Raw genomic sequence first — 13,252 nt, 5'->3', positions numbered from 1 at the left:
GATGTCCGAGGTGCGCGGTTGCATGGGCGCATGCAGCACGTCACCTCAGCCGACGGCACGCCCATCGCCGTCCACACCCGGGGCAGCGGCGCGCCGGTCGTCGTCGTCGGCGGGGCCCTGTCGACCGCGGCCGATGCCGCCGCGATCGCCGATAGCCTCGCCGCGGCCGGGTTCACCGCGCTCACCTATGACAGACGCGCCCGCGCCGACAGCGGCGACACCCCGCCCTACGACCCCGATCGCGAAGTCGACGACCTCGCCGCCGTCCTCGCCTCCGCCGCGGGGCCGGCGGTGGTGCTCGGGCATTCGTCGGGCGCCGTGCTCGCCCTGTATGCGGCGTCGTCGGGCACGCCGATCAGGCACCTGTTCCTCTCCGAACCGCCGCTGCGCTTCGGCGTCGACGAGCCGCCCGCCGATCTGGGTGCACGTCTGCAGCAGCTGATCGACGACGGCCGGCCGGGCGAAGCGGTCACCACCTTCCAGCGCGAGGCGGTCGGCTTGCCCGAGGAGATGATCGCGCAGTTCGCGGCGAGCCCGATGTTCGACGTCGTCGCCCCACTCGGCCAGTCGACGGTCTATGACACCGCGCTCACCGCGCGGGTGTCGACGCCGACGGCGGCGATGCTCGCCGTACGGCCGGTGACGATCCTGTGCGGCGCGCAGACCTTCCCGGTGCTCGTGACCGCCGCACGTCGCCTCGCCCAGGCGATGCCGCACGCGGAGTTCGTCGAGCTGACGGCATCCGTCGGCCATCGCCTCGACGGCGACGAGGCCGCCGCGATCATCGCCCGCCGCGTGCCTGCGGAGGCGGCATGACCGGGCACCCGCTGCGCGCGATCGAGATCGAGGTCGACCTGCCCGCCCCGCCGGAGGTCGTGTGGCGCTCGCTCACGACGCCGGACGGGGTCGCCGCCTGGTGGTGGGACCACTGGGACGACGTCCGCATCGCCGTCGACGCCCGGCCCGGCGGCGCCTACCGCTTCGCCGCGCCCGGAGCAGGCATCGCGGTATCGGGGCGCTACCTGACGGTCGACGCTCCGCACCGCCTCGCCTTCACGTGGGTGTGGGAAGACGACGACGGCTCGACCCGCGACGAGTCATGCGACCTGCACCTGACCGAGGCGCCGACCGGATGCCGCCTCTCGCTGCGCCACACCGGTCCGTGGCCCGACGAAACGCCGGGGGAGGACTATCGCGAGGGGTGGCTGTTCACGCTCGGACGGTTGCAGACGATCCTCAGCGCGCTTCGCCGCCCGGGATCTCTCTAGGCTGAAGATCTCACCGCCCCACCGATCTGTGAAGGACCCCTCATGGCCGCCGACCTCCCCGGACAGCTCGCCGACGTGGCGATCGAGGGGGACATCCCCTCACGCGCCTCGCTGCCGACGATCTTCGACGAGCTGGACTACCAGTTCGCATGCCAGGTGTACCTGTGGGCGCTGCCGCTCGTCTCGTACGCGCAGTGGAAGACCCAGCACTACGACGTCTTCGGCGCGACCGGGAGCGACCTCGTGCGCTACCTGAGCTACCGCGACCGCCTGGGCCTGATCACCGCGAACGCGACGACGCCCTACATCCTCAACTTCTTCGATCTGTCCGCGTCGGGCCCGCTCGTCATCGAGCTGCCCGCGGGGCCGACCGCCGGCGGCGTCTCCGACTTCTGGCAGCGCGAGGTCGGCGCGATGGGCGAGATGGGTCCCGATCGGGGTGAGGGCGGCAAGTACGTCATCCTCGCGCCGGGCGTGGACGCGCCGGCCGATCTCGGCGACGAGTACCGCACCCTGCGGTCCTCCGGCGTGAACATCATGTTCGGGTTCCGCACGCTCGACCCCGACCACGCGCGCGCCGACGCGCTGGTGCACGGGGTGCGGATCTACCCCTACGACCAGCGCGAGAACCCGACGCCGACGCGGATCGTGTCGCCCGACGGCCGCGCGTGGAGCGGCGACCAGCCCCGCGGCCTGGACTACTGGAAGGTACTCCACGACATCTACCAGAGCGAGATCGTCGACGAGCGCGACCGGTTCTACCTGGCGATGCTCAAGCAGCTCGGCATCGAGAAGGGCAAGCCGTTCGCCCCGTCCGATCGGCTCGTGCGCATCCTCGAGCAGGGTGCCGCCGCCGGCGAGCTGATGGCCCAGGCCAACACGTTCGCCAAGCGGTTCGATCAGGGCTCGTACTGGCCCGACCGCGCGTGGGAGCAGGCGATCGTGCTCGACAACCCCGCACAGCGCGGCGACGGGTACGACGAGCTTCTCGAGCGGGCGTCGTGGTTCTACGAGGCGGTCAGCTTCTCGGAGGCGATGAAGAGCCAGACGCCCGGGGTCGGCCAGGCCTACCTGGGCTCGTACACCGACGGCACAGGGGAGTGGCTCGACGGCGGCCGCCACTACACGCTGCACGTTCCGGCCGGCGTGCCCGCGAAACTGTTCTGGTCGGCGACGGTCTACGACGTCGCCACGCGCTGCCTGATCGACAACCCGCAGCAGCGCGGCGACCGCGGCTCGCGCGATCCCGAGCTCGTCACCAACGACGACGGCTCCGTCGACCTCCACTTCGGACCGACCGCGCCCGACGCGGGGGAGTCGAACTGGGTGCAGACGATCCCCGGCCGGCACTGGTTCTCGTACTTCCGGTTCTACGGTCCGTTGGAGTCGTACTTCGACCGCAGCTGGAAGCTCGGCGACATCACTCCGGTCTGAGCCATCGTGGGGCGCGCGGCCCGAGGGAGCGCGCCCCACGCTCACTCGTCGGCGCGGGTGACCGCGGTCGCACGAGAGGGGGGCCAGGTTCGCTGACTGGATATCCGGCTTACGCTGCGAGGACTATTCGCCCGCAATCGCCCGCCGTGGTGTCCGTTGAAGGTTGAGGTCCTTCAGGATCGACGTCACGAGATCTTCGGTCGAAACGTCGCCACCTACGCGTGTTTCGTCGTGCCAGGGGAGCGGTTGCCACCCGTCGTACTAGTCGCGGATCTTGTCCTCGCCGAACTCCTTCGACAGTGGCCGTCCTGCGTGGCGTCGGATCGTCTCGTCGAGTCCGATGTCGAACTGGTAGATCCGGGTCTGCCCGCGGTGGTCGTCGTGCAGGCTCTTGAACAGCGCTGAGTAGTCGCGCAGATTGAAGATTCCGTCCATGATGACCACGTATCCGAGGTTCAGAGCGTCGCGCGCAGCGCCGACGATCAGGATGCTTGCGTCGCGGGCGCGCTGTGGCCTGTCGTCGTTGCTCAAGATCTCGCGGCGGAAGTAATCCTGGTGGATGAGGGCGACCTTCGGCCCGAGCTTCTCGCGTAGCGCCAGCGCTGTCGTCGTTTCTCCTGAGGCAGAGTCTCCTCGAAGGATCACGAGACGAGTGGATTCGTTGCCGACGGATGTCACGCCTTCATCTTGTCAGCTCACGGGCAAGGTTCAGTCGTGAATAGCCAGGTCAACCCATCAATCGCGACGCTCATGGGCGACCGCCTGTCGCGCGCGCTCGCCGCGAGGCTCTGAAACGAAAAAGTCCCGATCAAATGATGTTTCATCGAGGGCCCAGGCCGCGCACCGGAGGAGGACTGTCTGCGGAACATGCAAATCATCCTCCTAAGAGTTGACATAATGTGCATTATCAGCGAAGCCGAATAATCGCGGAAGGGGCGAGCGCGCCTCTAGACTCCGAGCAACGACGGGAGACGCGATGACGGCGAAGTCCTCACTGTGGCAACGGCTGGTGCGGTTCTTCCGCCCCGAGACCGAGACGTACGAGACGCGTCAGAACCGACCGTCCGCACGGGCCGACACCCCGAACGATCAGTTCAACGAGCCGACCGATCAGCGCCGCGGCCACTGGGCCGGCTGAGCCGCGCTCACCTCAGCGCTGCCGCCAGGCGCGTCGCGGTCATGTACGAGATCGCCTGGATCGACACCATCGGATTCACCCCGGATGCCGTCGGGAACGATGACCCGTCCGCGACGTACAGCCCGTCGACCTCCCAGGTGCGCCCGTCCGGGTTCACCGCCGAGGTCGCCGCCGCGCCGCCCATGCGCGCCGACCCCATGATGTGCAGGGCGACCAGGCCCAGTCGGCCCGGTCCCACGCCCTGACGGCGAATGTCGCGCTCGAACGCCTCGATGCCGCCGGATGCCGGCTCCCACACGGTGTCCTGCTGGTGCGTGGTGCGCACCCGGCGCGCTCCCGCCGCGGCCACGAGCCGGGCGGCACCGACCATCGCCTGCATCATGTGCTCGGCATCCTGCGGCGCGACGGTGTAATCGACGATCGGCTCGCCGTCGGCCCCGATGCGCACGCGCCCGCCCGGACCCTTGTCCCGCACGATGACGGCGACGTCGACGGTGTTGCGCCACTCCGCCAGACGCGCGAGGTATTGCGCGCCGCTGCGCCAGTTGACGAAGGCGCTGCCGAGGGCGGGTGTGATCGGCGCGGTCTCGAGGATCGCACCGTATCCCTCGCCATCGAGGTCGGCGAACCGATCGACGTAGCGGGCCTGCATCGTGCCGGTCCACGGCAGCACCTCCTCGTCCATCAGACCGAGCACGGCCGTGGCGGGGTGCAGCCGCAGGTGCGCGCCGATGTTCGGGTTCTCCAGGCCCGAACGCAGCAGCAGCGACGGGGTCTGCACCGATCCGGCCGCCACGAACACCGCCCGGGCTCGCACTGTCACCGGGATGCCGTCGGCGGTGGCCGCCTCGACTCCGGTCGCCCGGCCGCCGGCCACCGTCACCCGGCGTGCCTGAACGCCCACGAGGATGCGCGCTCCGGCATCCTGCGCATCGCGCAGCCACGTCTTGGCCGTCGACTTCTTCGCCCCGAGCGCGCACCCCAGTCCGCAGCGACCGCACACGGTGCCCTGATCGCAGCCGTCGACGTTGCGCCACAGCGTGCCGGCGTCCCAGCCGAGCGCCTGGGCACCGCGCTCGAGCACGGCATCGCGTCGACCGGGCGTGCTGTAGTCCTGGGTCGCGCCCAGGCGCTCCCACACCGCATCGAGCGCGCGCGTGTACTCGTCGCTCGCGAACTGCCCGGCGCCCAGCGCCGCCCACTCGGCGCGCACGCGATCGGGCGTGCGGAACGCGGTCGAATAGTTGACGACGGTCCCTCCCCCCAGCGTGCGCCCCTCGAACAGCGAGATCTGCCCGTCGGCGCTGCCGACGTTGGTGTAGAGCTGTCCGATCCCGCGGGCCTCGTCGCCGTCGAAGTCACGGTCGTCGTAGTACTCCCCCGCCTCCAGCACGATCACCGACAGGCCCGCGGCGGCCAGCACCGCCGCCGCCGGGCCGCCGCCTGCTCCCGATCCGACGATGACGACATCCGCGTCGAGCGTGGTCGGGCCGGTGACGTGCTCGGCATGCAGCGGCGGTTCGGGGGCGTTGGCGGGTGCTCCCAGCGGACCCGGGAAGTCCATCGTCTGCCACAGCGGCTCCCCCACCGCCAAGGTGTAGGGCAGCGTGGCGCCGGCCTTCAACGCCTGGAACAGGGCGCGCTTCGACGGCGACGACGAGTCGCCCAGCCGCACGAGCGCCCGCTCGCGCTGTTCGCGCGACATGGCGGAGAAGCGGCGCGGTGTGCCGAACATCGCCAGGGCGAACAGCGGCGAGTCCCACAGCCCCAGCAGCTTCTCGAGCTGCTGGGCGTCGGCCACGCGCGGGCCGGATGCCGCGAGGTGCAGTGCCATCTCGGGGGCGCCCACGGCGCTGGCGGACGGGATCCCGGCGTCGTTGCCGGGAGCGAAGGTGTCGGCGATGAGGGCCATGGCCCGTCGGTGCCGGTCGGTGAAGGTCATGGCTGGACTGTAGCGATTCCTGCGCCAGAAGTGAATACGCATTCACTCCGCGGCGGGCCGAGGCCCGCTCCCCCGACCTTGGCGGCGATAGTCTGCAGGGGTGGTGGACGCGCTGACCGGATTCGTGGTGGTCGGTCTGGCCATCGCCGTCGGCTGGCTCATCGGGCGCATCGATCTGCTCGGCCCCCACGCCCGCCATGTGCTCGGCCGGCTCACCTTCTTCGTGCTGTCGCCGTTCCTGCTGTTCGTCGTGCTGGCCGAAGCCGATGTGCGCACGCTCTTCTCGGCGCTGCTGCCGGTGTCGGCGATCGCCGCCGCGGCGGTGTTCCTCGTGTACCTCGTCATCGCGCGGTGGGTGTGGCGCCGCGGCGTCGGCGAGACCCTCATCGGCGTGCTCTCGGCGGGCCAGGTGAACTCGAACAACATGGGCATCCCGCTGTCGGTCTACCTTCTCGGCAGCGCCGCCTACCCCGCTCCCGTCATCCTGCTGCAGCTGCTCGTGTTCACCCCGATCTCCATGGCGATCTTCGAGGCGGTCTCCACCGGGCAGCGGCGGGTGTTCCCGATCCTGCGCCGCACCGTGACCAACCCCATCGTCGTCGGCTCGGTGCTGGGCGTGCTCGTATCGGTGTCGGGCATCGACCTGCCGCCGATCGTGCTCGACCCGCTGCAGCTGCTCGCCGACGCGTGCGTGCCGGTGCTGCTGATCTCCTACGGCATCTCGCTGCACGGTCAGCGGGTGCTGGGTGCCTCCGGGAGGCGCCGCGACATCCTGCTCGCCTCGGCGCTCAAGCTCATCGCGATGCCCCTCGTCGCCTGGGCCGTCGCCCGCTTCGCGTTCGGCCTCAGCGCGCAGGAGGTGCTCGTGGTCACGGTGCTGGCAGCCCTCCCCACCGCGCAGAACGTCTTCAACTACGCGCAGCGGTTCGACGTCGGCGAGACGATCGCCCGCGACACCGTCTTCCTCACCACGCTCGGATGCGTGCCCGTGCTGCTGCTGACCACGGTGCTGCTGACCCCGTGATCGCCCACCCGCCCGCTCCCCCGCCGCGGGCGTAACACGCCCCCATATCCCACCGGTGCGCCGATGCGCGCGCTATCGTGAGGCCAGAGCTCTCAGGAAACGCTCAGAAAGGGACGACCATGTCCACGACCTCACCGTTCGAGCAGTCCAGCATCAACGGCATCCGCACGGCCCTCGGCATCGCGGGCGTGCTGGCCGTACTGGCCGGTATCCTCATCCTCGTCTGGCCCGGCCAGACCGCTGCCGTCGTCACCGGCATCCTCGCCATCTACGCCATCGCCGCGGGCCTGGTCTACGCCGGCCTCGGCATCTTCGCCAAGGCCAAGGGCGGCTGGGCGCGGGTCGGGCACATCGTGCTCGGTCTGCTGTTCATCATCGCCGGCATCGTCGCGTTCGCGAACCTCGGCGCCACCACCGCGTGGCTCGCGGTGTTCGTCGCGGTCTTCATCGGCATCTCGTGGATCATCGAGGGCATCGTCTCGCTCTCGACCCTCGGTGACGCGCCGTCGAAGGTGTGGACCGTCATCTTCGCGATCATCTCGCTCATCGCGGGCATCTACCTGATCTTCACGCCGTTCGTCGGCGCGATCGCCCTCTGGTGGCTGCTGGGCATCATCCTCATCGTCGTCGGCATCGTGAACGTCGTGCGCGCGTTCACGTTCGGCAAGACGAAGGTCTGACCCACCGCGCCCTGAGCGACACGAAGGCCCCCGGGTGATCCCGGGGGCCTTCGTCGTGCGGCTGCGGCTCAGGAGGCCGGCAGGTGCCGCTGCCACCAGTCCAGCACCGCGTCGAACCGCTCCACCCGGTGGCGCGGCTGACCCGACCGCGTGAGCTCGTGGTCTTCGCCGGGGAAGACCAGCAGCTCGGCGGGCGTGCCCTGGCGCTTGAGCGCCGCGTAGTAGCGCGTCGCCTGCTCGAGCGGGCAGCGGAAGTCGAGCTCGGAGTGCAGCACGAGCGTCGGCGTCGTCACCCGGTCGACGACGGCCATCGGGCTCTGCCGCGCCATCTGCTCCGGGTCGATGCCGACGTACTCGTCGCCGAAGAACGAGCCGATGTCGCTCGTGCCCTGGAAGCTGACCGGGTCGAGGAACCCGCGCTCCACGATCGCGCCGGCGAAGCGGTGGTCGTGCGCGATGACCCACGCCGTCAGGTAGCCGCCGTACGAGCCGCCCATCACGCCCACACGGTCGCCGTCGAGGCGCGTGTCGGCGGCGACGGCGCCGTCGAGGAAGTCGATGACGTCGTGGAAGTCGACCGTGCCCATCTGCTGACGGATGCTGCGTCCGTGCTCCCGGCCGTAGCCGGCGCTGCCACGCGGGTTGCAGTACACGACGGCGTACCCGGCGGCCACGAGCACCTGGGTCTCATCGAACAGGTGGATGCCGTAAGAGGCATACGGCCCGCCGTGGATCTGCAGGATGACCGGGAACGGCCCCTCGCCGTCGGGCGTGGCGACCCAGCCGTGCACCGGCGAACCGTCGCGTGCGGTGACCTCGAGCTCTCGGGGGCGCACGACGCGCCCTGCCAGTGCGCCGCCGAAGTCGCTGAGCGTGCGGATGCCGTCGGCGTCGATCACCTCGATCTCGCCGAGGCTCTCGGGCGTGGCGACGGCGGCGACGATGGTCGCGCCGTCGGCGGAGGCGGCGTGACCGACCACCTCGACGTCGGTGCGGACGGGCTGGGTGGTGCCGTCGCGCGCGACGCGCAGCAGGTCGTTGCGGCCGCGGGTGCGCACCTGCACGAGCACGTCGTCGCCGACGGCGGTGAGGTGGGCTTCGCCGAGGTCGAGGGTGTCGGCGGTGACGCGACGGGGTGCGCCGTCTTCGAGGAGCCACAGTCCCACCATCGGCGCGACGAAATCGACGCGCGACTCCCCCACCCCGTCGGCGAGGAAGGCGACGGTGCCGTCGGGCGTGACGATGAGCTCGTCCACGGCGAGCCCCGCCTGCGCACCCAGCACCTCGCGCACCGGGCCGCCGTCGACGGGGACGGCGATGATGCGGCTGCGCAGGTCGCGGGCGTCGGCCTCGATCTCGTCGGGACGGGTGAGGATCTCGGTGCCGTCGGCGGTGAAGACGACCCCCGCGTGCGAGGCGGCGCCGGTGGTGAGCTGCACCGCGTCGGCGGCGACGGCACGGGGCGTGAGCGGCTCGCCGACGCGCGCGGCCGGGGTGTAGAGCGGCTCGGCGTCGAGAGCGGGCGCGGCCACCACGAACACGTGGGCCGGGCGGTCGAGGGCGTAACCGAGGCCGTTGGCGTGCCAGCGCACGCCCGTGATGCGGCGCGGTGCCTCGGCGGTGGCTTCGAGCCCCTCGACCGTGCCGTAGCGCCCTTCCTCCGGCATCCGCGCGGTGAAGGCCAGCTGCGCGCCGTCGGGCGACCAGGCGAAGCCGGTCACCCCGCCGCGTGCGTCGGTGGCCTGCTGCGGCTCGCCGCCGACGGCCGGGATGACGAACACCTGCGGCGTGCCGGCGCCGTCGGCGCGGAGGAACGCGACCGCCCTGGCGTCGGGCGACAGCTGCGGGGCGCGGTCGGCGACCCCGCGGGTGAGCCGCCGCAGCGCGCCACCGGGCAGGTCGACGCGCCAGAGCTGGCCGACGTTGCGGTTGGCCGCGACGTCGGGGCGGGAGGTGGCGAACACGGCGAACCCGCCGTCGGCCGCGATGGTGGGGCGACCGACGGTGACGAGGCCCTCGATGTCGACGGGGCGCACGGTCACTCGCCGCCGAACGACGAGATGTCGCCCACGAGGCGGGTGTTGTCGGCGGCGATCGGCTCGACGGTGGCCAGGGCCACCTCGGCGGCGAACTCCGACACGTTGTAGAGCTTGCCGGCCGACTCGCGGCGGGAGGCGATCGCGCCGGGGTTGGCGCGCTCGAGCAGGGTGGCGGTGATGGTGCCCTCGATCATGTCGCCCGACACGACGACGAACTCGATGCCCTTCTCGGCGAGCTCGGGGATGCGCTCGCGCAGCGCGTCCTCACCGGCGCGCTTGGACAGCGCGACCTGCTCGTACTCGGGCATGGTCGGGGTGGTGCGGATGAAGTGCGCCTGGTGGCTGGTGACGAACACCACGCGCGAGCCGCCGCGACCGGCGTCTTCGTGCAGCAGCGGCACGGCCGCCTCGAGCACGTTCAGCTGCGCGTCGCGGTTGAGGGTGAGCGCGTAGTCGGCCGCCATGCCGCCCTCCATGCCGCCGGACGCATTGAGCACCAGCAGGTCGAGCGAGCCGAAGGTCTCTTTCACCTGGCGGAACATCTCGGCGACGGATGCCGGATCGGTGAGGTCCGCGCCCACCACGAGCACCTCGACGCCCAGCTCGCGCAGCTCGGCGGCGAGCTTCTCGGCGCGCGGGGCCTTGTTGCGGAAGTTGATGACGACGTCGGCCCCGGCCTGCGCGAGGTAGCGGGCGGTGTCGGCGCCGATGCCGCGCGACGATCCGGTGACCAGGGCGGTCCTTCCCGAAAGGGTGCCGGCAGGGATGGGCTGGGACATGCGTGCTCCTGGTGCTGGGGTCGCCCGCCGCGGGCGCGCCGGGGCCTGTCGAGTCTACCGATCGTGCTTCGGCCGCACCGGGAGGAGCCGGTGTTAGGGTGCGAGAAGAAGACCCGCGCACCGCGCACGCGACCGAGGAGCAACAGTGCTGCCCGACCTCACCGACTATCTGTGGATCGCGTGGCTGGTGCTCGCGCTGGTGTTCGTGATCATCGAGCTGGTCACCCTCGAGTTCACCTTCCTCATGCTCGCCGCCGGCACCCTGATCGGCGGGCTCGGGGTGAACCTGCTGGGCGGCCCGTGGTGGCTGCAGGTGGGCGCGGCCGCCCTGATCTCGGCGCTGCTGCTGTTCACGATCCGGCCGCTGCTGCTGCGCGCGCTCCGCCGCTCGAGCGTGCTGCACCCCACCAACGTCGACGCCCTCCCCGGGCTGGGCGCCCGCGTCATGGTCCCCTTCGTGGAGGGCGCCGGTTCGGTGCGCCTCGACAACGGCGAGACCTGGACGGCGCGCCTGATCGGTGCCGACCCGGGTCTGGCTCCCGGGTCGCGCGTCATCGTCACCGCCGTGCGCGGTGCCACCGTCGAGGTCGCCCCCGAGGCGCCCGCGACGTCATCGAGTGAAGGGAGCCCCGCCTGATGGACATCGGACCGTGGATCGGACAGATCTTCATCGCGATCCTGCTGCTGGTCGTCGCGATCTTCGTGGTGGTGGTGATCTTCCGCTCGATCCGGATCATCCCGCAGGCCTACACCGGCGTGGTGGAGCGGCTGGGGCGCTACCAGCGCACCCTCTCCCCCGGACTGAACCTGCTCGTCCCCTTCATCGATCGCCTGCGCCCCCTCGTCGACATGCGCGAGCAGGTGGTCTCCTTCCCGCCGCAGCCGGTGATCACCGAGGACAACCTGGTGGTCTCCATCGACACCGTCGTCTACTTCCAGGTCACCGACGCCCGGGCGGCCACCTATGAGATCGCCAACTATCTCAGCGCCGTCGAGCAGCTCACCACCACCACGCTGCGCAACGTCGTGGGCGGGCTGAACCTCGAGGAGGCCCTCACCTCGCGCGACAACATCAACGGTCAGCTGCGCGTCGTGCTCGACGAGGCCACCGGCAAGTGGGGTCTGCGGGTCTCGCGCGTCGAGCTGAAGGCGATCGACCCGCCCCACTCGATCCAGGACTCGATGGAGAAGCAGATGCGCGCCGAGCGCGAGCGTCGCGCCACGATCCTCACCGCCGAGGGCTCCAAGCAGTCGCAGATCCTCGAGGCCGAGGGGCGCCGCCAGGGCGAGATCCTGCGCGCCGAGGGCGACAAGCAGGCCGCGGTCCTGCGCGCCCAGGGCGAGGCCGAGGCCATCGAGACCGTCTTCCAGGCCATCCACCGCGGCGACGCCGACCAGAAGCTGCTGGCCTATCAGTACCTGCAGACCCTTCCCAAGATCGCCGACAGCGCCTCCTCCAAGCTGTGGATCATCCCGAGCGAGTTCACCGAGGCGCTCAAGGGCATGACCGGCGCGTTCGGCGCGGGCGCCGCCGCGGCAGCCGGTGCCGCCTCGGCAGCGCCGGCCACCCAGGCCCCCGCTCCCGCTCCCCCGGCGGCCGCTTCTCCGCCGTCGCCGGCCGAGGGCGCCGCATCGTCGTGACGCATCCGTGGTTCCGGGGCAGGGCCCCGCGCATCCTCGCGCACCGCGGGCTCGTCCCCGCCGACGCCGAGGGCATCGCCGAGAACACCGCCGCCGCGTTCGCCGCCGCCCACGCCGCCGGAGCGCAGTACGTCGAATCCGACTGCCACACGACCGCTGACGGCGTGGTCGTGCTCTTCCACGACGACGACCTCTCGCGGGTCACCGGCGACCCGCGCAAGGTCGCCGAGGTGACCGCCGCCGAGCTCACCGAGATCATGTCGACCCGGGGCGGGCTGCTCACCCTCGCACAGGCGCTGGATGCGTTCCCGACGCTGCGCTTCAACCTCGACGTGAAGGTGGCCTCGGCCGCGCAGCAGCTGGGCCGCGCCATCGCCCGTCACGCCGACCGGGTGCTCGTGGCGAGCTTCTCCGACGCGCGCCGCCGCGAGGCCGTCGCCGCCGCCGTCGCCGCCGGCGGCACCCCCGCCGCCTCGGCCGGCACGGGCACGATCGCCCGCCTGCTGCTCGCGCACACGCTGCGCTCGCGCGCCCTCGCCCGCCGTGCGCTGCGGGGCGTGGACGCTGTGCAGGTGCCCGAGCGCTACGGCATCCTGCGGGTGGTCACCCGCCGATTCGTCGCGACGGCGCACGCCGCCGGTGTCGAGGTGCACGTGTGGACGGTCAACGACGCCGACGCGATGCGACGGCTGCTCGCGATGGGCGTCGACGGCCTGGTGACCGATCGCGCCGACCTGGCGCTGGCCGTCGTGGCCGGGCGGGCGTGAGGGCGCGCTGCATCTTCGCCGATCGGGCCGGAGACGGGGCTGAGCATCCCCTGTGAAAGTCGGTATCCACGCCGCCGCTCGGATGATGCGCACAGGTGGACGCGTTATACCTGAACGTCGGACGAGAGGACCACACAATGGCAGATCGCAGCCTGCGCGGCATCCGGCTCGGCGCTTCCAGCCTACAGAGCGAGGAAGGCGTCGTGTTCCACGAGCGCGCGAACCACACCTACGTCTGCACCCAGTGCGGACGCGAATCAACCCTGACCTTTGCGGCTGACGCCGAGGTCCCTGAGGCCTGGGAATGCCGCACCTGCGGCGCCGAGGCCGTGCTGCGAGTCGGCGACTCCGTCGTCGAGATCGACCACTCCGGCGACAAGGCCGCACGTACCCACTGGGACATGCTGCTGGAGCGTCGCACCGTCCCGGAGCTCGAAGAGCTCCTCGAGGAGCGCCTCGCGCTGCTGCGCGAACGTCGCGGCAAGGGTGGCGACACCACCCGCCTGAGCGCGTGAGCTCCGGCGCCCGCACCGGGCGCCG

The 13,252-nt window shown here is 71.2% G+C and carries 14 protein-coding genes; 10 read left to right on the top strand and 4 right to left on the bottom strand.

The features are described 5' to 3' along the window. The first annotated feature begins 30 nt into the window (after nucleotides 1–30). Genes N3K63_RS07830 through N3K63_RS07820 form a run of 3 tightly spaced genes read left to right on the top strand, consistent with a single transcriptional unit; the run spans nucleotide 31 to nucleotide 2,702 of the window. The gene (locus N3K63_RS07830) at nucleotides 31–816 is read left to right on the top strand and encodes an alpha/beta fold hydrolase (protein ID WP_261579599.1); all 786 of its coding nucleotides are present in this window, start codon (nucleotides 31–33) and stop codon (nucleotides 814–816) included. Continuing rightward, nucleotides 813–1,268 carry an SRPBCC family protein gene (locus tag N3K63_RS07825; RefSeq protein ID WP_261579598.1) on the top strand — a complete coding sequence of 152 codons (456 nt, stop codon included), beginning with the start codon at nucleotides 813–815 and terminating at the stop codon, nucleotides 1,266–1,268. The genes N3K63_RS07830 and N3K63_RS07825 overlap by 4 nt, the downstream gene beginning before the upstream one ends. A gap of 42 nt (nucleotides 1,269–1,310) precedes the next feature. Continuing rightward, the gene (locus tag N3K63_RS07820) at nucleotides 1,311–2,702 is read left to right on the top strand and encodes a DUF1254 domain-containing protein (protein ID WP_261579597.1); all 1,392 of its coding nucleotides are present in this window, start codon (nucleotides 1,311–1,313) and stop codon (nucleotides 2,700–2,702) included. 261 nt (nucleotides 2,703–2,963) lie between these two features. Here the strand turns inward: N3K63_RS07820 and N3K63_RS07815 are convergent, their stop codons facing one another. Next, nucleotides 2,964–3,380, bottom strand: coding sequence for an AAA family ATPase (locus N3K63_RS07815; protein ID WP_261579596.1), 417 nt, complete (start codon nucleotides 3,378–3,380; stop codon nucleotides 2,964–2,966). A 298-nt stretch (nucleotides 3,381–3,678) separates the two neighbouring features. Here N3K63_RS07815 and N3K63_RS07810 point away from each other — a divergent pair, with 298 nt between their 5' ends. Next, nucleotides 3,679–3,840 carry a hypothetical protein gene (locus N3K63_RS07810; RefSeq protein WP_261579595.1) on the top strand — a complete coding sequence of 54 codons (162 nt, stop codon included), beginning with the start codon at nucleotides 3,679–3,681 and terminating at the stop codon, nucleotides 3,838–3,840. 7 nt (nucleotides 3,841–3,847) lie between these two features. On the opposite strand, the gene N3K63_RS07805 is transcribed toward N3K63_RS07810, so the two are convergent. Beyond that, a complete protein-coding gene (locus tag N3K63_RS07805) occupies nucleotides 3,848–5,782 on the bottom strand; it encodes a GMC family oxidoreductase N-terminal domain-containing protein (RefSeq protein ID WP_261579594.1) in 1,935 nt (644 codons plus the stop codon). Nucleotides 5,783–5,882: 100 nt separating this feature from the next. Here N3K63_RS07805 and N3K63_RS07800 point away from each other — a divergent pair, with 100 nt between their 5' ends. Together N3K63_RS07800 and N3K63_RS07795 are read left to right on the top strand one after the other, a co-directional pair. Continuing rightward, the gene (locus tag N3K63_RS07800; RefSeq protein WP_261579593.1) at nucleotides 5,883–6,806 is read left to right on the top strand and encodes an AEC family transporter; all 924 of its coding nucleotides are present in this window, start codon (nucleotides 5,883–5,885) and stop codon (nucleotides 6,804–6,806) included. A 119-nt stretch (nucleotides 6,807–6,925) separates the two neighbouring features. After that, nucleotides 6,926–7,486 carry an HdeD family acid-resistance protein gene (locus tag N3K63_RS07795; RefSeq protein ID WP_261579592.1) on the top strand — a complete coding sequence of 187 codons (561 nt, stop codon included), beginning with the start codon at nucleotides 6,926–6,928 and terminating at the stop codon, nucleotides 7,484–7,486. Nucleotides 7,487–7,554: 68 nt separating this feature from the next. Here the strand turns inward: N3K63_RS07795 and N3K63_RS07790 are convergent, their stop codons facing one another. After that, complete coding sequence (locus tag N3K63_RS07790) at nucleotides 7,555–9,522, bottom strand: S9 family peptidase (protein WP_261580068.1); 1,968 nt, start codon at nucleotides 9,520–9,522, stop codon at nucleotides 7,555–7,557. A 2-nt stretch (nucleotides 9,523–9,524) separates the two neighbouring features. After that, the gene (locus N3K63_RS07785; protein ID WP_261579591.1) at nucleotides 9,525–10,304 is read right to left on the bottom strand and encodes an SDR family oxidoreductase; all 780 of its coding nucleotides are present in this window, start codon (nucleotides 10,302–10,304) and stop codon (nucleotides 9,525–9,527) included. 145 nt (nucleotides 10,305–10,449) lie between these two features. Between N3K63_RS07785 and N3K63_RS07780 the strand changes: the two genes are divergently transcribed. From N3K63_RS07780 to N3K63_RS07765, 4 genes are all read left to right on the top strand, one after another. Further along, nucleotides 10,450–10,941, top strand: a complete 492-nt coding sequence (locus tag N3K63_RS07780; protein WP_261579590.1) for an NfeD family protein — start codon at nucleotides 10,450–10,452, stop codon at nucleotides 10,939–10,941. Then, nucleotides 10,941–11,945, top strand: coding sequence for an SPFH domain-containing protein (locus N3K63_RS07775; RefSeq protein WP_261579589.1), 1,005 nt, complete (start codon nucleotides 10,941–10,943; stop codon nucleotides 11,943–11,945). The genes N3K63_RS07780 and N3K63_RS07775 overlap by 1 nt, the downstream gene beginning before the upstream one ends. Next, a complete protein-coding gene (locus tag N3K63_RS07770; RefSeq protein ID WP_261579588.1) occupies nucleotides 11,942–12,712 on the top strand; it encodes a glycerophosphodiester phosphodiesterase family protein in 771 nt (256 codons plus the stop codon). Before N3K63_RS07775 ends, N3K63_RS07770 begins: the two co-directional genes overlap by 4 nt. Nucleotides 12,713–12,849: 137 nt before the next feature. Then, nucleotides 12,850–13,227 carry an RNA polymerase-binding protein RbpA gene (locus N3K63_RS07765; RefSeq protein ID WP_261579587.1) on the top strand — a complete coding sequence of 126 codons (378 nt, stop codon included), beginning with the start codon at nucleotides 12,850–12,852 and terminating at the stop codon, nucleotides 13,225–13,227. The last annotated feature ends 25 nt before the right edge of the window (nucleotides 13,228–13,252 follow it).

Origin of the sequence: Microbacterium festucae, from assembly GCF_025421715.1 — a bacterium.
GTDB classification, from domain to species: domain Bacteria; phylum Actinomycetota; class Actinomycetes; order Actinomycetales; family Microbacteriaceae; genus Microbacterium; species Microbacterium festucae.
This window is presented reverse-complemented; position numbering and strand designations above follow the sequence as displayed.

Coding starts and splice junctions, on each gene's coding strand:
- N3K63_RS07805 (WP_261579594.1), bottom strand. CDS start 5,782: ATGACCTTCACCGACCGGCACCGACGGGCCATGGCCCTCATCGCCGAC.
- N3K63_RS07795 (WP_261579592.1), top strand. CDS start 6,926: ATGTCCACGACCTCACCGTTCGAGCAGTCCAGCATCAACGGCATCCGC.
- N3K63_RS07775 (WP_261579589.1), top strand. CDS start 10,941: ATGGACATCGGACCGTGGATCGGACAGATCTTCATCGCGATCCTGCTG.
- N3K63_RS07830 (WP_261579599.1), top strand. CDS start 31: ATGCAGCACGTCACCTCAGCCGACGGCACGCCCATCGCCGTCCACACC.
- N3K63_RS07785 (WP_261579591.1), bottom strand. CDS start 10,304: ATGTCCCAGCCCATCCCTGCCGGCACCCTTTCGGGAAGGACCGCCCTG.
- N3K63_RS07810 (WP_261579595.1), top strand. CDS start 3,679: ATGACGGCGAAGTCCTCACTGTGGCAACGGCTGGTGCGGTTCTTCCGC.
- N3K63_RS07820 (WP_261579597.1), top strand. CDS start 1,311: ATGGCCGCCGACCTCCCCGGACAGCTCGCCGACGTGGCGATCGAGGGG.
- N3K63_RS07825 (WP_261579598.1), top strand. CDS start 813: ATGACCGGGCACCCGCTGCGCGCGATCGAGATCGAGGTCGACCTGCCC.
- N3K63_RS07765 (WP_261579587.1), top strand. CDS start 12,850: ATGGCAGATCGCAGCCTGCGCGGCATCCGGCTCGGCGCTTCCAGCCTA.